At 44.1% G+C, this 21556-nt stretch carries 14 protein-coding genes; 9 read left to right on the top strand and 5 right to left on the bottom strand.

The genetic code is table 11. The features are described from left to right. Positions 1–300: 300 nt before the first annotated feature. The 3 genes from hisIE to M9196_RS08115 all read right to left on the bottom strand — a co-directional run bounded on the left by hisIE (position 301) and on the right by M9196_RS08115 (position 3518). On the bottom strand, positions 301–927 hold the full coding sequence (gene hisIE, locus M9196_RS08125; RefSeq protein ID WP_250617031.1) for a bifunctional phosphoribosyl-AMP cyclohydrolase/phosphoribosyl-ATP diphosphatase HisIE: 627 nt from the start codon (positions 925–927) through the stop codon (positions 301–303). Then, on the bottom strand, positions 924–1697 hold the full coding sequence (gene hisF / locus M9196_RS08120) for an imidazole glycerol phosphate synthase subunit HisF (RefSeq protein ID WP_250617030.1): 774 nt from the start codon (positions 1695–1697) through the stop codon (positions 924–926). The genes hisIE and hisF overlap by 4 nt, the downstream gene beginning before the upstream one ends. 348 nt (positions 1698–2045) lie before the next feature. After that, complete coding sequence (locus tag M9196_RS08115; RefSeq protein WP_250617029.1) at positions 2046–3518, bottom strand: flagellar sheath protein A; 1473 nt, start codon at positions 3516–3518, stop codon at positions 2046–2048. A gap of 438 nt (positions 3519–3956) precedes the next feature. On the opposite strand from M9196_RS08115, the gene M9196_RS08110 reads away from it, so the two are divergent. The 3 genes from M9196_RS08110 to M9196_RS08100 all read left to right on the top strand — a co-directional run bounded on the left by M9196_RS08110 (position 3957) and on the right by M9196_RS08100 (position 9319). Next, positions 3957–5504 (top strand): DUF3360 family protein, encoded by a 1548-nt coding sequence (locus tag M9196_RS08110; RefSeq protein WP_250617028.1) that lies wholly within the window; start codon positions 3957–3959, stop codon positions 5502–5504. A gap of 265 nt (positions 5505–5769) precedes the next feature. Continuing rightward, positions 5770–8046: a formate C-acetyltransferase gene (gene pflB, locus M9196_RS08105; RefSeq protein ID WP_250617027.1), complete on the top strand. Its 2277-nt coding sequence runs from the start codon at positions 5770–5772 to the stop codon at positions 8044–8046. Positions 8047–8314: 268 nt separating this feature from the next. Further along, positions 8315–9319: a lipid A deacylase LpxR family protein gene (locus M9196_RS08100; RefSeq protein ID WP_250617026.1), complete on the top strand. Its 1005-nt coding sequence runs from the start codon at positions 8315–8317 to the stop codon at positions 9317–9319. Between the two features lie 105 nt (positions 9320–9424). On the opposite strand, the gene M9196_RS08095 is transcribed toward M9196_RS08100, so the two are convergent. Further along, entirely contained in the window at positions 9425–11305 is a 1881-nt protein-coding gene (locus M9196_RS08095) for a methyl-accepting chemotaxis protein (protein ID WP_250617025.1), read from the bottom strand. Between the two features lie 256 nt (positions 11306–11561). Between M9196_RS08095 and pflA the strand changes: the two genes are divergently transcribed. The 5 genes from pflA (at position 11562) to M9196_RS08070 (ending at position 18091) form a co-directional block, all read left to right on the top strand. After that, entirely contained in the window at positions 11562–12302 is a 741-nt protein-coding gene (gene pflA, locus M9196_RS08090) for a pyruvate formate lyase 1-activating protein (protein WP_250617024.1), read from the top strand. A 182-nt stretch (positions 12303–12484) separates the two neighbouring features. After that, positions 12485–12985, top strand: a complete 501-nt coding sequence (locus M9196_RS08085) for a YfbU family protein (RefSeq protein ID WP_250617023.1) — start codon at positions 12485–12487, stop codon at positions 12983–12985. 275 nt (positions 12986–13260) lie between these two features. Beyond that, positions 13261–15195, top strand: a complete 1935-nt coding sequence (locus M9196_RS08080; RefSeq protein WP_250617022.1) for a PrkA family serine protein kinase — start codon at positions 13261–13263, stop codon at positions 15193–15195. Positions 15196–15274: 79 nt separating this feature from the next. Continuing rightward, positions 15275–16546, top strand: a complete 1272-nt coding sequence (locus M9196_RS08075) for a YeaH/YhbH family protein (protein WP_250617021.1) — start codon at positions 15275–15277, stop codon at positions 16544–16546. 12 nt (positions 16547–16558) lie between these two features. Then, positions 16559–18091, top strand: coding sequence for a SpoVR family protein (locus M9196_RS08070; protein WP_250617020.1), 1533 nt, complete (start codon positions 16559–16561; stop codon positions 18089–18091). A 148-nt stretch (positions 18092–18239) separates the two neighbouring features. On the opposite strand, the gene M9196_RS08065 is transcribed toward M9196_RS08070, so the two are convergent. Beyond that, the gene (locus tag M9196_RS08065) at positions 18240–20462 is read right to left on the bottom strand and encodes an NADP-dependent isocitrate dehydrogenase (protein WP_250617019.1); all 2223 of its coding nucleotides are present in this window, start codon (positions 20460–20462) and stop codon (positions 18240–18242) included. Positions 20463–20771: 309 nt separating this feature from the next. Here M9196_RS08065 and M9196_RS08060 point away from each other — a divergent pair, with 309 nt between their 5' ends. Next, positions 20772–21485 carry a pseudouridine synthase gene (locus M9196_RS08060; RefSeq protein WP_250617018.1) on the top strand — a complete coding sequence of 238 codons (714 nt, stop codon included), beginning with the start codon at positions 20772–20774 and terminating at the stop codon, positions 21483–21485. Positions 21486–21556: the final 71 nt, after the last annotated feature.

The following is a 21556-nucleotide window of genomic DNA, read 5'->3' as shown; positions in this document are numbered from 1 at the left end:
GCCACTCCTCCTGTCTAAAGATACAGGTTCTGCTCTTCATCCATCGATGATAAACCAGAATAAGACGCAGGTTGACCCACTAAAAAGCCCTCGAAAGAGGGCTTTTTAGTGGGTTTGTACACAAATAGGGGTTGGACATTCGTGCAAGCACTCAGTGCAGTACCTGCAATCTATCGTTGTTGTTAACCGATAAATGTTTATAACCTTTAAATGTTTATAACCTATCAGCGTTTATAACTTGTGAGTAATCACGCGACCATCAACGTGGTTCTGCAACTTGGGTCTGCAACGTCAAGATACTTATTTATGACGCTCTTTCAACTTATTAATCACTTCGTTCATTGATAGGCCTTGATCTTGAAGCAAAACCATCAGGTGATAAATTAAATCGGCAGATTCACAGACTAACTCCGCCTTGTCACCCGACGTTGCCGCAAGCGCGACTTCAACGCCTTCTTCGCCAACTTTCTGCGACATGCGCTTGGTGCCACTAGCATAGAGGCTCGCGGTGTAAGAAGTGCCGGGATCAGCATTTTTTCGATCAGCGAGCAGTTGCTCAAGTTGATGAAGCCACACCATTTGTGACTCTTCTTGTTGGTCGCCATCGAAGCACGTTGTAGTACCAGTATGACAGGTAGGCCCAATAGGGTCAACTTTTACCAATAACGTGTCATTATCGCAGTCTAGTGCAATCGATTTTAGCTGTAATACATTACCCGACGTTTCACCCTTCGTCCAAAGACGAGACTTAGTACGCGAGAAAAACGTAACCTGTTGTGTTTGTAGCGTTTTATCTAATGCCGCTGGGTTCATATAACCCATCATCAATACCTGACTTGACTGAAAATCCTGAACAATTGCAGGCACCATTCCGTCGATTTTTTCCCAGTCAATACGCTCGTTTAGCGTGGCTGTTGTTTCGCTCATAATCGGATCTCCACACCTTGGCCAACTAAATACTGTTTTAGCTCACCAATATTAATAATTTGTTTGTGGAAAACGGATGCGGCAAGCGCACCATCCACGTTAGTTTGTTGATAGACTTCAGCAAAGTGCTCCATTGCACCCGCGCCTCCTGAAGCGATCAGTGGTACTTTGCACACTTCACGCACCATATTCAGCTGGGTAATGTCATAGCCACTGCGAACCCCATCTTGGTTCATCATGTTAAGGACGATCTCACCTGCACCGCGCTTTTGAACTTCTTGCACCCAATCACGTGTTTCCCATTGAGTAGCTTTGGTGCGAGACTCGTCACCGGTAAACTGATAGACCTGATACTTCCCTGTTTCTTTATCAAAATATGAGTCAATACCAACGACAATACACTGCACGCCGAACTTGTCTGCAAGTTCAGTGATCAGTTCTGGATTGGCCAACGCTGGGGAGTTGATTGATACCTTGTCTGCACCAAACTCTAAAATACGCGCCGCATCTTCAGCAGATTTAATACCGCCTGCTACGCAAAAAGGGATATCAATCACCTCAGCGACTCGCGCTACCCAGCTTTTGTCCACGACACGACCGTCACTTGAGGCGGTAATATCATAAAACACCAGCTCATCTGCCCCCTCTTCGGCATATCGCGCCGCAAGAGGAACAATGTCGCCAATTACTTCATGGTTTCGGAACTGAACGCCCTTTACCACCTGACCATCACGGACATCCAAACAAGGAATTATTCTTTTTGCTAGCACCACTTACTCCCTACGGCATAAAACGGAGTTATCGTTCCCTTTTAACCTTCAAACCTTCACTTTCATGTGATTTAACACCGTCGCTTCACACCGACTAGAAACAACTCTAATCCGGATGTATTGTTCCACTTCAGTCATTTAACTAAATCGTACGTCAAAACACTATATAACAACCTTTTTTACATTTCATTGAAAATGATTCAAGAGATCGCTTATGAATTAGGTTGTTTTATTCAACCGCTTTAAAGGAGTCAGGAAATCCTATCAAGCTGATAGACTGAAAACGCATAGATTGAAAGGAAAAAGCCCCTTACATGAGGGGCTTGTAGTGGTAACAATAAGTCGGAATTAGCTGTTTGGCCTCAACAACATCAACGTTTTAGTTTGCAAAATATTGTTTTCGATATCTCTCATCTCAACCAAGCTTTTTAATACGCCAATTTCATCTTTTGCAATCTTGGATTCCGAGTGGCTGTATTGACTCATGAACTCCGCGATAGAGACGTCATTGCTGTTTTCGGTAAATAAGTAACTTTGATAGAACTGTGAGCTATTGGAAACCACTAGGTCTTTAGATGCATCCCCAGGGATTGAACCGTATTCTAGTTCAGGTACTAAAACTTGAGGGCGTATTTCAGTATACAAAGTATGTCTCAATACATAAGGAGTGGTACCTACCGTAGTTCCCTGCTCATATGTCACTCGTTGAATACCACTCTCGTCCGATACACCAATACTTGCTGACACGTCGATAAGCCCTGATGATACAGAAGGGTTTGAATCATTAACACCTGAGGCATCAAAAAGGTTAATGTCGTCAACCTTCAATATCCAATCCTCATCGCTAATTGCATCACTAAATGAACTTTCCCAGTTTGGCGTGGTTATTCCACCTTGAACATCAAATACCCAAGTTTCTGACTTAGCTTGTTGAGGGTGATAAAAGCTAGCATTTTTGTCGATCGTTGCCAATGCATACCGAAAACCCGAATATATTAATGAGATGTCGATATTCTGAAAATCAATTTGAGAGTAGTTGCTGTATTCAGGTGTTTTTTGACTTCCAGCAAAAGACATCACATCGTTATTCCAACCAGAGAAGCCATACTGAAAAAGTTGGGTGCGATCGCTCGTTCGGTATTGTGTAATCATCGTTTTTTCAGCGACGATTTTTTCGAGATTCGTGCTACCAAGCTTTGGATTCGTCAACGTCACTGTCTCAAGCTGGGAATCGAAATAATAATTTGAATCCTTGGTCCCTGATGAGTCCGGCGCGTTGTCGTATTCAAGGTTGTTCACGCTTGTTTCAACATCATTCGATCCGGAGATACAATTTGTTGTTTGCGTATTCCCAGTAATAGAAAAATCGACGCTACGTAAGCTACTTGAATCTGTTGATAACAAGTTCTTACTCAACGTCGTCGCGTTAATAATGGTACCGTTAAACTCTTGAATCGTGACGTAACCATCGTCCGGCATACTTTCCAGCACTATGCTTAACTTACCAGATGATGCGTAAATTGACTCTCCAACCTTTACTCCATTTTCATCAGAGTAATAAGCAATAATGCTCTGGTCCAACGCATTGCCAAGTGAATAATAATGAAGAACCATTTCCTCACCCTGCTCTTCAAATTCTTTGTAGACACGACATTGTGAGTTCGTTGTCGCTGATTCCGATTTGGCTTTTAGAAAGTTAAACGTAAAAGTCGTTTTCGGTGTTGACGGAGAACTATTGTCACCGCCGCCTCCGCCGCCACACCCAACCATTGCTGTAGAAATCGCGGCAACAAGTGGCAACATTACTCTTTTCTTCATCATTCTTTCCTAGCTGATTTTTTGTGCGGCAAAGCGCTGCCATGCCGATCTATTACCGAAAACAAAGCAAATAATGTGCCAAATGAATAAATTTTAGAAAGTTTGTTTTAGCTTTGACTTAGTAAACCTGACTCATATTGTTAAGTAATGAAAGTGAGTTACGGTGAATGTTAACCAAGTGCGCAAATTCCAACATCGGTTGTAATTTTCTTTCACAATATTTCTTAAAGTGATCAAGATCAATCAAGCTGTTAGCGTTGCTTGCTAGACTCAGCTCCATTGATATAGCACGAATAATTCGCCTATTACCAATGGATATCGTCTATTCTTAAGCACGCGAGTCGCGTGCAAGTATCCATTTTCATATTCAGCGAATGTATTCTTCTATCAAGCCAAACGACTAAAACACCAAACGACTAACTTTTTTATAATGAGGAATCTATGTCAGACGCCGTCAATAAAGCGCATTCTGATTCAGATATTGAGACCAAAAGCTATCAAGAGCTTCATCGTCCCGCTTCTGAGTTTGCCAGCCGCTCTGAATACCTAGACCACGAACTTCAAATCATGAAGCCACGCCGCTATGGATTAAACCTTCCTGGCCGTGATTTCCGCTTTGAGCTCGAAGATTTAGTACCTGCCTTGGCAGGTACTATTGGTATTATCGCAATGTATTCTGCGGTAATGATGTCTTGGGCTGACGGTTTAACCGCAGCATGGGACCACGTGAACCTTGGTAAAGAATTTGCCATCGAAGTCGCTCGTGTAGAGATGCTTATCCCTGCCTTGCTGTTTTGTATTCTCGCTTCTGGCTTTTTCAATCCAAGAGCCAACTTAGCCGGCAACCACGGCCCAATGATTCCTTTGATCGGTTCAATCGCACTTGCGGGCGCTCACCCACTTGCGTTAGCAATCCTTCTTGGTGTGTTTGGTTTACTCTTAAGTTATTTTAAGGGGGGATCGAAACTGGTTAACCTCACCTCTCAAGGGACCGCCGGTGGCTTGCTCATTTTCTTGGGCTTTACAGGAACCATGAGTCAGATTGGTTCAATCCAAGAGTGGGCGGTTGGTCTGCAATCTGCTACGGTTGAAGCAGGTAGCATGGGTTATTTAGGCCTTGTGGTATTGGGTATCAACATTGCCGTCTACGCTTACCTTGCTAAAATCAACATGCGTTGGCTAGCAATCCCAGTTTGTGCCATTACCGGACTTCTGATTGCGCTTGGACTAGGTGCTGGTTTTGACCTAACATTTGAAACTGAAATGGGTATTCCTAATCTAAACCCTGTTTACTGGTGGGGCAGCGAAACTGAAGGTTGGATGCTTGGTCTTCCAAATCTGCAGCACTTCATTGCATCTCTTCCATTTGCAATCCTAGCCGTTGCGATGTGGTCTCCTGATTTCCTTGGTCACCGTATCTTCCAAGAGCTAAACTACCCACGTAAGACTGAAAAAGTACTTATGGACGTTGATGACACAATGACTATGTGTTCTGTTCGTCAAATGGTCGGTACTGCGGTTGGTGGTGGTAACATCACATCGTCTTGGGGTACATATATGATCCCTGCCGCTATCGCTAAGCGTCCTATTCCAGCAGGTGCGATTCTACTTGGTTCTTTGTGTATCATTGTGGCAATTCTTGGCTTCCCAATGGACGTTGCGGTATGGCCTCCTGTTATGCGTGTTGCGTTGTTGGTCGGTGTATTCCTTCCACTGCTTGAAGCGGGTATGCAGATGGTAAGAGAAACCAAAGATTCACAAGCTGCAGGTATCTGTATCTTTGCCGCCGTCGTTGCTAACCCAGTTCTAGCCTGGGCGCTGACCATGTTCCTAGATAATAATGGACTAATAGGTGACAAAGAGCGTGCATCTCGTCTATCTTTTGTAGACAAAATCGTGATCCCTGTAGGCGTCTTCGTCGTATGTTTGGTAGCAATGCTTGCTGTCGGTATGCTAGAAGGTCAGTACGGAATCCCTGCATTCTTGTAAAAATGTAGTGATTTATTTGGGTAGTGAGCGTCACTACCCAAATTTTTATCAAACTTTTTTAAGTTTTATTGATTTAGTTTAAGTTTTACAATAAATTTTTAGTGTAGTCTTGAATTCAACCTGATGAATAACAATATTTATGATTAATTGGTACTATGATTGACCATAAATATTTTTATTAATGTGTGTACTGGCTCCCCATTCGGAGAGCACTCGATTATCAGAGAACAGTACGTGTTTTTTCTACTAACAAGGTAGGTATGTCATGGCAGAGCAATTTGCTAAAGCTTGGGAAGGTTTTGCGGCAGGTGAGTGGCAAAACGAAGTAAACGTTCGTGATTTCATCCAAAAGAACTATGCACCTTATGAAGGTGACGAAGACTTCCTAGTTTCTGAAGGTACTGAAGCAACTAACAAGCTTTGGGCTAAAGTAATGGAAGGTATCAAGCAGGAAAACGCGACTAAAGCACCTGTAGATTTCGATACTTCTGTTATTTCTACCATCACTGCACACGATGCAGGCTACATTGAGCAAGACCTAGAGACTATCGTTGGTCTTCAAACTGAAGCACCACTAAAGCGTGCAATCATCCCTAACGGTGGTGTGCGTATGGTTGAAGGTTCTTGTAAAGCATACGGTCGTACTCTTGACCCTATGGTTTCAAAAATCTACTCTGAATACCGTAAAACGCACAATGCTGGCGTTTTCGATATCTACACACCTGATATCCTGAAATGTCGTAAATCTGGTGTTCTGACTGGTCTTCCTGATGCATACGGTCGTGGTCGTATCATCGGTGATTACCGTCGTGTAGCACTTTACGGTATCAACTTCCTAATGAAAGATAAGCAAGCTCAATTTGCTTCTCTTCAAGAGCGTTTCGAAAACGGCGAAGACCTTGCAGCAACCATGCAACTTCGTGAAGAAATCTCTGAGCAACACCGTGCACTTGGCCAAATCAAAGTTATGGCTGAAAAATACGGTTTCGATATCTCTGAGCCAGCTCAAACTGCTCAAGAAGCGATTCAGTGGACTTACTTCGGCTACCTAGCTGCAGTTAAATCACAAAACGGCGCGGCAATGTCTCTTGGTCGTACTTCATCTTTCCTAGATATCTTTATCGAGCGTGATATCGCTGCTGGTAAGATCACAGAAGTTGAAGCACAAGAAATGATTGACCACTTCGTAATGAAGCTACGTATGGTTCGTTTCCTACGTACGCCTGAATACGATGAGTTGTTCTCTGGTGACCCAATCTGGGCAACAGAATCAATGGGTGGTATGGGTATCGACGGTCGTACACTAGTGACACGTACTAACTTCCGTTTCCTAAACAGCCTATACACAATGGGTCCTTCGCCAGAGCCGAACATCACGGTTCTTTGGTCTGAGCAACTGCCTGTAGGTTTCAAGAAGTTCTGTGCGAAAGTATCTATCGATACTTCTTCAATCCAGTACGAAAATGATGACCTAATGCGTCCTGACCTAGATTCTGATGACTACGCAATCGCATGTTGTGTATCACCAATGATCGTTGGTAAGCAAATGCAGTTCTTTGGCGCTCGTGCTAACCTTGCAAAAACTATGCTTTACGCAATCAACGGTGGTGTTGATGAGAAGCTTAAGATGCAAGTTGGTCCAGTTGGCGACAAGATCACTGACGAAGTACTGAACTACGATGACGTAATGGGTCGCCTAGACACATTCATGGATTGGCTAGCTAAGCAATACGTGACTGCGCTAAACAGCATTCACTTCATGCACGATAAATACAGCTACGAAGCGTCTCTAATGGCTCTACATGACCGTGACGTTCGTCGTACTATGGCATGTGGTATTGCAGGTCTTTCTGTTGCTGCTGATTCATTGTCTGCTATCAAGTACGCTACTGTTAAGCCAGTACGTGACGAAGACGGCATCGCAACTGACTTCGAAATCGAAGGCGATTACCCTAAATTTGGTAACAATGATGCGCGTGTTGATGACATCGCATGTGAACTGGTTTCTACATTCATGGGCAAAATCCGTGCACTTAAGATGTACCGCGATGCAATCCCTACTCAGTCTATCCTGACTATCACTTCAAACGTGGTATACGGTAAGAAAACGGGTAACACTCCAGATGGTCGTCGTGCTGGCGCTCCTTTCGCTCCTGGTGCAAACCCAATGCACGGTCGTGACGAAAAAGGTGCGGTAGCTTCACTGACTTCTGTAGGTAAACTACCGTTCGCTGACGCACAAGATGGTATCTCTTACACTTTCTCTATCGTTCCTAATGCGCTAGGTAAAGAAGAAGACAGCCAACGTGCTAACCTTGCAGGCCTAATGGATGGTTACTTCCACCACGAAGCTGGCATTGAAGGTGGTCAACACCTTAACGTGAACGTTCTTAACCGCGGTACTCTAGAAGACGCAGTTAAGCACCCTGAGAAATACCCTCAGCTAACTATTCGTGTATCTGGTTACGCCGTTCGCTTTAACTCTTTAACACAAGAGCAACAAGCAGACGTAATCGCACGTACGTTCACTGAATCTCTATAACTCAGTCCCTGTCTGTTCGGCAAACCCCGTATAGACAAGTGTTATACTGATTGAGATAAAAACCTCGCTTCGGCGAGGTTTTTTTATGTCTGTCATTTCAACTTCGATAAGAGCGGGAAATCTCATTGAGTAAGGATTATTTACAATTTCGTCCATGTCACTGATAACGTTTTCACTACGTGATCACTGACCGCCCCTTCACAAACGTGTCACTATCGTCTTAACTTATTACATCTCTACACGTCGTATTTGAAGAGAGTAACCGATTATGAAGTACCTCAGAGCCATCCCTCTTGTATTGTTTACTGCGAGCATTCCGTTATTGGTCAGCACTCATGCGCTTTCCTCCGAACGCTCAACCGTTTCATTTTCTATCGATAACGACGGTGTCTTTGGCACCGACGAAGATTACACTAATGGTATTTTCCTCTCTTATACCAGTGGCGCCATTACGCCGTATTCTCTATTTCGTCCGCTTAGTCTTAGCTATTGGGGCGCATCATCGCTAGATAAATTTGAAGTGCAACTCGGACACAAAATGTGGACACCATCAGATATTGATGCCACAGAACCCATTGCAAATGATCGCCCCTATGCGGGTTATTTCCACACCGAATTAAACTACATCAGCCTTCATCCTCAGCAAGCGCAACGCGTTAACCTCACTGTTGGTGCAACGGGTGAAAGTTCATTTGCCGATCAAGCTCAACAACTTGTGCACTCTATTGTGGGTTCCACTGAGCCGAGGGGCTGGGAATATCAAATTGAAGATAGTTTTGCGGCAAGTCTTGGTTACCTGACTCACCTAAATTTAAAGCGAGCGCCTGCCACTGGCTCGACTTCTTGGGAGGTATCCAACGTAACAGAAGCCAATATAGGGAATTTTAGAAGTGACATTTCCACAGGTGCTATGTTTCGTTGGGGAACTGACTTAGGTGGAAACTTTGGCTCAGCCAACATTCATTCTGAGAATCCGTTTAAAGCTGGCATGATTGGCGCGTCAAATCGGGGGTGGTTTAGCTACTTTGGTATAAAAGCACGATATCGTTTCAACGATATGACGATTCAGGGAAATCGGCCTGGTATTCCAGAGCCTAGTGAGGCGTACGACGTCACGCTGCAACCATGGCAGGCTGAGGCGACGCTAGGCATAGCATGGTATAACCAATATGTTGGAGTTAGTACCTTTATTGCCTCCAAATCTGCCGAGTACAAAGAGGCGAAAAAATCGATTTATGGCAATGGTGGGGTTTCTCTATTCGCATTTTTCTAATAAAAAAATGAACACGCGCAACGTTGTGCGTGTTCATTTTATTTCAATAACGGCAATGACGCTTAGCAATGACGCTTAATTATACGCCTTAGTTATACGCCTTAGTTATCCTGTCTTGAAGCGCTCACAATCTTGATATAACTCGGTAGAACGTTTATCCACCAAGTCACTGGTTTGCTTAAGATGCTGATTGCTCTGCTCCAATTCACCCATCGACTCACTAATCTGTGACATGTTGCTTGCCATTGATTGAGATGTTATAGCTAGCTCTTTTACAGACGAGAAAATCACTTCAGTCTGAGCGCTCGCCTCTTGCGCTTTATTCATGATCTCTTCAAGTGCTGCTTTTGCTTGATTACCTTGCTCTCGCCCGTTCTTCATTGACGTCCCAGATTGTGCGATAAACTGAATGACTTCCGAGCTTTCGCGTTTCATGGTATTGATGGTGCCTGAGATGTCTTCGATCGCTTGGACGGTTCTCACCGCAAGGCTCCTGACTTCGTCTGCGACGACAGCAAAACCTCGCCCTTGCTCACCAGCCCTTGCCGCTTCAATAGCGGCATTGAGCGCCAATAAATTAGTTTGCTCAGCGATGCCGTTGATGATATCCATCACTGAATCTATTTTTTGTGACGCCTGCTCTAACTGACCAATATGTGCCGCCGCTTCGTCCAGTATGCTTGCCACCTGCTCAAAAGAAGCAATCGTTTCTACAATCACTTCGCCACCAGCCTGAGCGGACTCTGCCGATGATCGGCTAATCGAAGCAACATACTCTAAAGAGCCCGAAATTTCTTGAGTTGTGACACTCACCTCTTCTGTTGCCGATGCAAGCTGCTGGGTTTGCTCCATCACTTGAGATTGATGTTGCCCAAGCTGCGTGATACTACTGTCGAGCAATTCCGAACTCGCGGATAATGACTGACTATTATCTTTTACGCCTTCCACTAGGTTGCCGAGATTATCACAGCTAATATTGATGGCTTTTTTGAGTTGGTTGAACTCGTCGCGATGATTACGAGTAATCGTCAACCGAGTGGTTAGATCTCCCTGCTCAATAAGTTTAAGTGCGGATAATGTTTGCTTAAGTGAGCGAGATAAAGAGGTCGTTAAGGCAAGAAAGATCGCTGTCGTAAATAATGCAAGCAGCGCACAAGCAATACCGACAGACATGCGCGTCATGCCCGATACCTGATCCGCTTCATTGGCAAGACGGGTTGCTTGCTGACCAAGTAGTTGGGCTGCATCTGAGAAAGCCGTTAATGTCGAGACTTGAGCGATACCTAGCTGCCCCTCCAACTGACTCAAGCGTGAAGACAATTCAACAATGCGTGTAAAGCTAAGCTCAAGTGCTTGAACGTCCTTTTCATACAATTCCAACATGGCATAAGCGTTCGATGCATTAATAAAACCAGCCAGTGCTCGCTTGAAACCTTTTTCATTATCCGCATTGGCTTGAATAAGAAATTCCTGCATGCTGGTCACGACTTTTTGAAAGTCTGCGGTCAACGTTACCATGCCTGTTTCCTTAATCGCGGCGTCAATCTTAACGTTGTGATTGTTCATCTGACCAAGTAAACCGTCATCCATAGAGAAACCAAATTCTGACTTTAAGGTTATCCACGGAGTGAGATCTTGAATAAAACGCGTCAATGCGTCCGTCATGACCTGATTTTGGGTTGTAAACCCATGACGCTGTAAAAATTCTCTATCCACATCCGCGCTTTGTTCAAGCATCGTTAGACTCGTTTGAAACGCGTCTCTACCCTCCGCAGTCAAAGTGGCACGCCTATTCACCGTATCGAGTAGCAGAATTTGGGTCGACGCCAAATGTGTACTCGCCCGTTCCATGCCAGAGCGACTGTCATATTTGTCGTTTAAGCTAGTAAGCGCATAAAAGATATAGCTCACCAAGATAATAAACCCCGCCCATAGAGTCAGCATTGCGAGCGACGTTTTTTGTTTTTGAGATAAAGCAACTTCCATGTTATTCCCCTTACAGCAACCGTTTATTGAGGTGGTGCTCTGTATAACACTTGGTAAATCCTGAATATTTTGTTCTTGTTGGATAACAGCGACCACAACTGACATTTTCATTAACAACGCTATAACATATCTATTCAATGAGCAACAAGCAGATCCACTCATCAATCAAGAGTATGAATGTCATCGCCAGTTTTTCTGTTGTGAGAGTGGGTTTTGTAATAAAATAACGGGTAAAAATAGTTATTAGAGAGAGCATATGTCAACTACTGGTCGCATTCACTCATACGAATCCTGTGGCACGGTCGATGGTCCGGGAATCCGTTTCATTGTCTTTTTACAAGGCTGTCTTATGCGCTGCATGTACTGCCATAATCGGGATACATGGGACACACACGGTGGTAAAGAAGTATCGGTTGATGAGTTGATTGCCGAAGCTAAATCATACCGTCACTTTATGAATGCATCAGGCGGAGGCATTACCTGCTCTGGTGGCGAAGCGATGTTACAGCCTGAGTTTGTTCGTGATTTTTTCAAAGCCGCACAAGCAGAGGGCATTCATACCTGTTTAGATACTAACGGTTATATTCGTAAACACACTGACGTAGTTGACGAAGTCCTAGAGGCTACCGACCTTGTCATGCTCGACATCAAACACATGAAAGACGAGATACACCAAGACTTCATCGGTGTTTCCAACCGTCGCACACTGGATTTTGCTCGTTACTTACAGACAATCAACCAAAAAACTTGGATTCGCTACGTTGTTGTCCCTGGCTATACTGACGATCCAGAGGCGGCGCATCTATTAGGTGAATTCATTAAAGATATGGATAACATCGAAAAAGTTGAGTTATTGCCATATCACAAACTCGGCGCGCATAAGTGGGAAGCGCTGGGCTATGACTATCCGCTTGAAGGTACCCAGCCACCGTCAAAAGAAGTCATGGATAATATCCAAAGTATTCTTTTGCAATACACCGATGTGGTTAAGTACTAACCCATTACCACATCCAATAAAAACGCGCGTAAAGCGCGTTTTTTGTCTCAATTACGTGCTCAGATCATGTTCCTCTTTGGGGGGAAACTGGTAATCTAACAATCATACAAATGTGGCGATTAAACTGACAACTATTGTCGTTAACCACCTATAATAAAGACAAATTCTAGTGAGGCTCCAAGATGGAAATGACTAATGCTCAACGTCTAATTTTATCAAACCAATATTACTTGATGGCAAAACTAAGCCCTGAGAGTGAGAACAAGTACAAGAGACTGCAAACTATCGTTGAACGTGGTTATGCATTGCAAATGCGTGAGATGGACAAAGAGTTCGGTTGCTTAGTTGAAGATGAATGTCGTGAAATCATCGATATCATGGAAATGTACCATGCGATGCAAGAGTCAAACAAAATGCTCGCAGAAAATGAGCGTAAAGAGGTTGACCAACGCCGCCTACAGTTCTTAGGGTTCGATATCGCGAGCGAAGCGCAGCTTGTAAACTACGTTCGCTTTTTGGTTGATTCTGAAGGGCTGTACCCACAATTTGATAAAGCCGATCACCACTTTAACAGCCAGATGCCGATGCTGGAAAAATACCGTCGCATGCTGGTAACGTGGAAAAATTGTCCTCGTCAATACCATTTATCTAGCGCTGAATTCAAACAAATTTTCAACGCTTAGCCCGATATTTAAATGATATAATCTACCACTTCAATGCCCAGAAAGCCTATTTCTGGGCATTTTACGTTCCCCGATCCTAGCTTTCATTCCCACAATCAAGACCTGTGTTCAAACTTGAGACTTTCATTCATTTGCTGCCAATATCATCGCGGATTTACAAATAAACACATAATTGCAAAGCAAAAATCTGAAAAGCCTACTAGTCTTTAAATTGACATGGAGTCGCATTAATCATGTGTTATGGGTCAGTTTTGCAGGTTTAAGGGGAATCAGCTATGAGTATTTTCGACCATTATCAATCGCGCTATGAAGCCGCAAAAGATGAAGAGCTATCAATCCAGGAATTCTTAGGTCTATGTAAAGACGACAAAAGTGCTTATGCCAACGCAGCTGAACGTCTATTGCTTGCAATTGGAGAGCCTGAAGTCATCGACACCGCCCAAGATCCACATTTAAGTCGCCTGTTTTCAAATAGGATCATATCACGCTACAAAACGTTTGAAGATTTTTATGGGATGGAAGATGCCATTGAGCAAATTGTCTCTTACCTTAAACATGCTGCTCAAGGCTTAGAAGAACGTAAACAAATCCTCTACCTACTCGGTCCAGTTGGTGGCGGTAAATCTTCACTTGCAGAAAAACTCAAAGCATTGATGCAAAAAATGCCGATCTATGTTTTATCTGCAAATGGTGAGCGTAGTCCGGTGAATGACCATCCATTTTGCCTGTTTGACGTCAATGAAGACGGCGAACTATTAAAGAGCGAATACGGTATTGAAAAACGCTACATTCGCTCGATCATGTCACCATGGGCGGCCAAACGCCTACATGATTTCGGTGGCGATATCACCAAATTCAAAGTGGTCAAAGTGCGCCCTTCTATCCTTGATCAAGTCGCTATCGCCAAAACTGAGCCAGGGGATGAGAACAACCAAGACATCTCCTCACTAGTGGGTAAAGTCGATATTCGACAGCTTGAACATTTTTCGCAAGATGACCCCGACGCTTATAGCTATTCCGGTGCTTTATGTCGAGCAAACCAAGGACTTATGGAGTTTGTCGAAATGTTCAAAGCACCAATCAAGGTGCTTCACCCCTTGCTAACCGCAACTCAAGAAGGCAACTATAACGGTACAGAGGGACTATCTGCACTGCCTTTCGATGGGATGATTCTCGCTCACTCCAATGAGTCTGAGTGGCAGACGTTTAGAAATAACAAAAACAATGAAGCGTTTTTAGATAGGGTTTATATCGTTCAAGTACCGTATTGCTTGAGAGTATCTGAAGAAGTGAAGATCTATCAGAAGCTTCTGGAACACAGCGAGCTCACTAAAGCGCCATGTTCTCCGAGCACGCTTGAACTACTTGGTCAATTTAGCGTACTTTCTCGCTTAAAAGACCCTGAAAACTCATCGTTGTTCTCTAAAATGCGCGTTTACGATGGTGAAACATTAAAAGACACGGATCCAAAGGCAAAAAGCTACCAAGAATACCGCGACTACGCTGGTATGGATGAGGGCATGTCAGGATTGTCCACACGTTTCGCATTTAAGATTCTATCGCGTGTATTTAACTTCGATCAAACAGAAGTAGCGGCCAACCCTGTTCACCTGTTTTATGTCATTGAACAACAAATCGAACGAGAGCAATTCCCACAAGAAGTCGGAGAAAAATACCTCGAGTTCTTGAAAGGTTACCTAGTTCCCCGTTACGTCGAGTTTATTGGAAAAGAAATTCAAACGGCCTATTTGGAGTCCTATTCGGAATACGGACAAAATATCTTTGACCGCTACGTAACCTACGCAGACTTCTGGATTCAGGACCAAGAGTATCGCGATCCTGAAACGGGCCAATTATTTGACCGCTCTTCTCTCAATGAAGAACTTGAAAAAATTGAGAAGACCGCTGGGATAAGTAATCCGAAAGACTTCCGTAACGAAATCGTGAATTTTGTTCTGCGTGCACGCGCAAATAATAACGGCTCAAATCCAGTTTGGACCAGTTACGAAAAATTACGCACTGTGATCGAGAAGAAAATGTTCTCTAATACCGAAGAACTCCTTCCCGTCATCTCTTTCAACGCCAAAACGTCATCAGATGATCAACGTAAGCACGATGATTTTGTTAATCGCATGATGGAAAAAGGCTACACCGAGAAACAAGTAAGGTTACTATCTGAGTGGTACTTGCGCGTTCGTAAGTCCTCTTAAATACACCGAGCTCTATGACGCAGCCCCGAGCTAAAGCTCGGGTTCTGCTTGGTGAGAGGAATACAGGGAGTACAAATTCATGTCGCAATTTATCGATAGACGCCTAAATGGTAAAAATAAAAGTGCGGTGAATCGACAACGATTCCTGCGCAGACATAAACAAAAAATCAAAGAGTCCGTCACAGACGCGGTAAACCGCCGCTCAATTACCAACACTGAAACAGGCGAAGATGTCTCCATTCCTAACACAGATATCAACGAGCCAAGCTTTCATCAAGGTCAAGGCGGCTTAAAAGAGCGTGTTCATCCGGGAAACGACCAGTTTATTACCGGCGATAAAATAGAGCGCCCACCACAAGGTGGACAAGGCGGAGGCGCAGGACAGGGTGATGCAAGCCAAGATGGTGAGGGGCAAGATGAGTTCGTCTTCCAAATATCCAAAGATGAATACCTCGACATTCTTTTTGAAGACTTAGCGCTACCTAACCTTAAAAAGAATCAAATCAACAAAATTAAGGAGTGGAAAACACACCGCGCAGGCTATCAAACGGCTGGGATGCCTTCTAACATTGCCATCGTTCGCTCCTTGCAACAGTCTCTGGCAAGACGCACAGCAATGACCGCGGGTAAGCGTCGCCTTATCAACGAATTAAACGAACAACTAGATAACATTCAAATGAGCGAGCCAGCTCAGCCTATCGAAGAGCGCCGCATCAAAGAAGAGATCGCTCAACTTCGTAGGAAAATTGAAAGTGTTCCTTTCATTGATACCTTCGATTTGCGCTTTAAAAACTATGAGAAGCGCCCAATCCCCTCTAGCCAAGCTGTCATGTTCTGTTTGATGGATGTCTCAGGTTCGATGGATCAAGCCACAAAGGACATTGCTAAACGCTTCTATGTGTTGCTCTACTTATTTCTGACGCGCACTTATGAAAACGTTGAAGTCGTGTTCATTCGCCACCACACGCAAGCGAAAGAAGTCGACGAGCATGAGTTTTTCTATTCTCAAGAAACGGGGGGCACCATCGTTTCAAGTGCGCTCAAACTCATGCAACAAATCGTACAAGAGCGCTTTCCTACCGAACAGTGGAATATCTATGCAGCTCAAGCCTCTGACGGGGACAACTGGGCAGATGATTCGCCACGCTGTAAAGAGCTACTGGTCAATAGTTTACTGCCAGCCTGCCAGTATTACTCTTATATCGAGATCACTCGCCGCACGCATCAAACCTTGTGGCATGAATACGAAAAACTCGAAAATGACTTCGACAACTTCGCAATGAAAAATATTCGCTCTGTTGAAGATATCTTCCCAGTGTTTAGGGAATTGTTTCAAAAAGAGACAACATAGGGAGATGTGTCTATGACAACTAAAGCTAAAACATCATCAAAAGTGTTGCCAGACGGTCCGGATTGGACGTTTGATTTGCTCGAACGCTATCATACTGAGATCAAGCGCGTCGCCGCTTTATATAAACTTGATACCTACCCTAATCAAATAGAAGTCATCACGTCTGAGCAAATGATGGATGCCTACTCAAGTATTGGTATGCCTATCAACTACAACCATTGGTCATTCGGTAAAAAGTTCATACAAACCGAGCAGGGCTATAAACATGGTCAAATGGGCTTAGCCTATGAAATTGTCATTAACTCTGACCCATGTATCGCATACTTAATGGAAGAAAACTCAGTCACTATGCAGGCATTAGTGATGGCACACGCGTGTTACGGTCATAATTCATTTTTTAAAGGTAACTACCTTTTTCAAACTTGGACAGATGCCAGTTCCATTATCGACTATCTACTATTTGCTAAGAACTACATTTCTGAATGTGAGCAAAAATATGGGGTTGAGGATGTAGAGAGAACGCTCGATTCTTGCCACGCCCTAATGAACTTTGGTGTTGATCGCTATAAGCGCCCGGAAAAAATATCGATGGCCGAAGAAACCATTCGACAACAACAACGTGAAGCGTACTTGCAGTCTCAAGTAAATGAACTGTGGCGAACTGTGCCTAAAAACCGTGAAAAGGAATCTGAGAAAAAGGTTCTCTTCCCTAGTGAGCCACAGGAGAACATCCTCTATTTTATTGAAAAAAATGCACCATTACTGGAACCATGGCAACGTGAAATTGTTCGTATCGTCAGAAAGGTAAGTCAATACTTCTACCCACAGAAACAGACGCAGGTCATGAATGAAGGCTGGGCTACGTTCTGGCACTACACCATTCTCAATCACCTTTATGACGAGGGTTTGGTCAGTGACAAATTCATTTTAGAATTTCTGCATAGCCACACAAGTGTGGTCGCACAACCTGCCTATAACAGCCCTTACTTTAGCGGCATCAATCCATATGCCCTTGGATTTGCCATGTTTAGGGACATAAAACGTATTTGTGAAGAGCCAACGGACGAAGACAAGGAATGGTTCCCTGATTTGGCAGGCAGTGATTGGCTTGAATCCTTACACTTTGCAATGCACAACTTTAAAGATGAAAGTTTCATTAGCCAGTACCTATCACCAAAATTAATGCGAGAGTTTAAACTGTTCTCCATTCTTGATGATGACAGAAAAAACTTCATTGAAATCTCAGCGATACACGATGAATCGGGGTACCGCAAAATACGCGAAAAGTTAGCAGCGCAATACAACCTCAGTAACTTAGAGCCTAACATCCAAGTCTATAATGTCGATGTGCGTGGTGATCGTTCACTTACCCTACAGCATGTCCCCCACAATCGAATTCCATTAGATAAAGGGTATGACGAAGTGCTGAAACACCTCTATCGACTTTGGGGCTTTGATGTCATTTTAGAGGAAGTAAAAGAATCTGGACGACGAGAGATCCTGGCGACTTGTCCGAAGCGCGAGGCTTACAATTCGAGCATCTAATTGAGGTGACTTTATCTATCTCGCTTTCCTGGCGCTGAGAAAAGAAAAAGCACGTAATAGGAGAGCAGTCTTGCCTCTATAAACAAAAAGCGGTTCCCCTGTCATGAAGAGGAACCGCTTTTTTAATAAACACTAACTACTTGAATCGTTACGAAATGATAGCATTCAACGTTGTGCTTGGGCGCATCAGTGGCGCTACCAATGCATCATTAAGTAAGTAATACCCACCTAACTCGCCAACAACACCTTGAGCGGCGTTAAGCTCAGAAACAATCACACTCTCATTAGAAGCCAACTGTTCAGCAATTGGCGCAAATTCAGTCGCCAGCGCTGCATCTTCCGTTTGCAGTGCCAATGCTTGAGCCCAGTAAAGCGCTAAATAGTAATGTGAACCACGGTTGTCCAACTCACCCACCCTACGTGATGGTGACTTGTTCATATCTAAGAACTGGCCTGTTGCTTGATCTAACGCTTTAGCCAGTATGTTGGCACGCTCGTTACCAGTCACTGTGCTTAAATGCTCTAGAGAGGCCGCTAACGCGAGGAATTCACCTAAAGAGTCCCAACGTAGGTGGTTTTCTTTTTCTACCTGCTGAACGTGTTTAGGTGCAGAACCACCGGCTCCGGTTTCAAATAAACCACCGCCATTCATTAGAGGCACAATAGACAACATCTTCGCAGACGTACCCAGTTCCAAGATTGGGAACAAATCTGTTAGGTAATCACGTAACACGTTGCCCGTTACTGAAATGGTATCTTGTCCTAGCTTAATTCGGTCAAGAGAGAAAATGGTCGCTTCAAGAGGCGCAAGGATACGGATATCAAGGCCATTCATATCGTAGTCTGGAAGGTATTGGTTTACCTTTTTAATTAGCTCAGCGTCGTGGGCACGAGCTTCGTCCAACCAAAATACGGCAGGGACACCGGTCGCACGTGCACGTGTCACCGCTAACTTAACCCAATCTTGAATCGGCGCATCTTTAACCTGACACATACGGAATATATCGCCAGCTTCCACAGTTTGCTCAATCAATACTTGACCTTGCGCGTCAACCACAGCCACCGTACCTGCACCGTCAAGAATAAACGTCTTGTCGTGCGAACCGTACTCTTCTGCTTTTTGCGCCATCAAGCCAACGTTTGGCACGCTACCCATAGTCGTTGGGTCAAACGCTCCATTCTCTTTACAGAAATCGATTACCGCTTGATATATGCTTGCATAGCTGCGATCTGGGATAAGCGCCTTAGTATCTTGCTGCTTACCATCTGGCCCCCACATTTGACCAGAAGAGCGAAGCATTGCTGGCATAGAAGCATCAACGATAATATCACTCGGTACATGAAGGTTAGTGATACCTCGGTCAGAATCTACCATCGCTAGCGGTGGCTGCGTCTCATAGGCCGCGGCTAAATCTGCTTCAATTTCTGCCTTTTGCGTCGCTGATAGCGAAGCAATCTTCGCATACACATCACCGATACCATTTCGGACATCCACGCCTAGCTCATGGAATAACGCACCGTGTTTAGCAAATGCGTCTTTGTAATACACTTCAACTGCGTGACCAAAGATAACAGGATCCGACACCTTCATCATTGTCGCTTTCAAATGCAGAGACAGTAAAACGCCTTGCTGTTTCGCTTCTGCAATTTGCTCTTCAAAAAACGCAACCAATGCCTTCTTATTTAATACCGAGGCATCAATAATTTCACCCGCGAGTAAGGATACTTTCTCTTTTAAAACCGATACTTCACCGTTAGCAGAGGTGAACTGGATTTTGACATCCGTTGCTTGCTTAATCGTGACTGACTTTTCGCTACCAAAGAAATCCTTATCTGCCATGCTCGCAACATGAGATTTTGAATCTTTTGACCATGCACCCATTGAATGTGGGTTTTTCTTTGCGTAATTCTTTACTGATAACGGTGCGCGACGGTCTGAGTTACCTTCACGAAGTACTGGGTTTACCGCACTACCTTTAATCTTGTCGTAGGTTGCTTTAATCGCTTCTTGCTCGGCAGAGGTTGGCTCTTCCGGGTAATTTGGCAGTGCATAGCCATTGGCTTGTAGCTCTTGAATCGCCGCTTTTAATTGCGGAATAGAAGCCGAGATATTAGGCAATTTGATAATATTTGCTTCTGGCGTTGTCGCCAATTCACCTAACTCACTCAGCGCATCGCCAATGCGTTGTTCTTCTTTCAAGTAGTCAGGGAAGTTTGCAATAATGCGCCCTGCTAATGAGATGTCTCTCGTTTCAACGTCAATCCCAGAAGATGCTGTGAATGACTGAATAATCGGTAGTAGTGAGTACGTCGCAAGCGCTGGCGCTTCATCAGTAATCGTGTAAATAATGGTCGGCTTTTCTGTAGGCATGAAATTTCCCTATCGTTCTAATTGGGCAAGGTTACCCTTATCAATTAACGCATACCGAAAAAGGCAGCGTAAACGTTGTCACTGTACCAAGAAGCTTCATACTGCACCCAATATGGCGCATAAATAAGCAATCAGAAGCTTTTAGTGCAGTTAAACGAAATCCTGAGCAACTATAATTAAACAAAAATGAGCAATTAGTCTATTATCTTGTGCATTAATCCTGTTTTTGAGCGCGGTCATAATAGCTCAAAACAGCGGTAGACAAAACTAAACCACACAGTTTGTTTACATTTTTGCAGGGTAGTTAACATGACATTTAAAACAACACGTGAATCATCTACGTCACGTGCCTCGGCTAAATCAACACGTTTCAAACAGTCTACAGGGCAATCGACCCCTTCTAATCGTCGACCATCGCGTCGTAGAAAAACTGAAGACGTCAAACCAAAAGTGTCTATTGCAGATCGAAAGGTCATCATTTTTAACAAGCCTTTTGATACACTCAGTCAGTTCACTGATGGCGACGGGAGAAAAACCTTAGCTGACTTTATCCCAATCAAAGATGTTTATGCTGCAGGTAGGCTTGATCGCGACAGTGAAGGATTACTCATTTTAACCAACGACGGTATCTTGCAGGCTCGCTTAACTCAACCAAATTCGAAGTCGGAAAAAACCTATTGGGTTCAGGTTGACGGGGACCCGTCAGAAGATGATATTCAAAAACTAAGAGATGGCGTGACACTTAAAGATGGACCGACACTTCCCGCTAAAGTGGCTCGTATGGATGCACCCGACGTCTGGGACCGTAACCCACCTGTTAGGTTTAGAGCGAACATCCCGACAACATGGCTTTCGATTACTTTAATTGAAGGGCGAAACCGCCAAGTTCGTAGAATGACGGCTAATATTGGTTTCCCTACACTTCGCTTAATTCGCGCTTCTATGGGGCAGTTTACACTGAATAATTTGCAACCGGGTGAATGGCAACTACTTGCCGCCGATCACCCAGCACTAACCCGTTAACTGACCTGATGCTAACTACTATCTATTAACTGCTAATTAGTGGCGGCATCGTGAAGAAACTCATAGCGCTG

Origin of the sequence: Vibrio methylphosphonaticus, from assembly GCF_023634655.1 — a bacterium.
Lineage (GTDB): Bacteria > Pseudomonadota > Gammaproteobacteria > Enterobacterales > Vibrionaceae > Vibrio > Vibrio methylphosphonaticus.
This window is presented reverse-complemented; position numbering and strand designations above follow the sequence as displayed.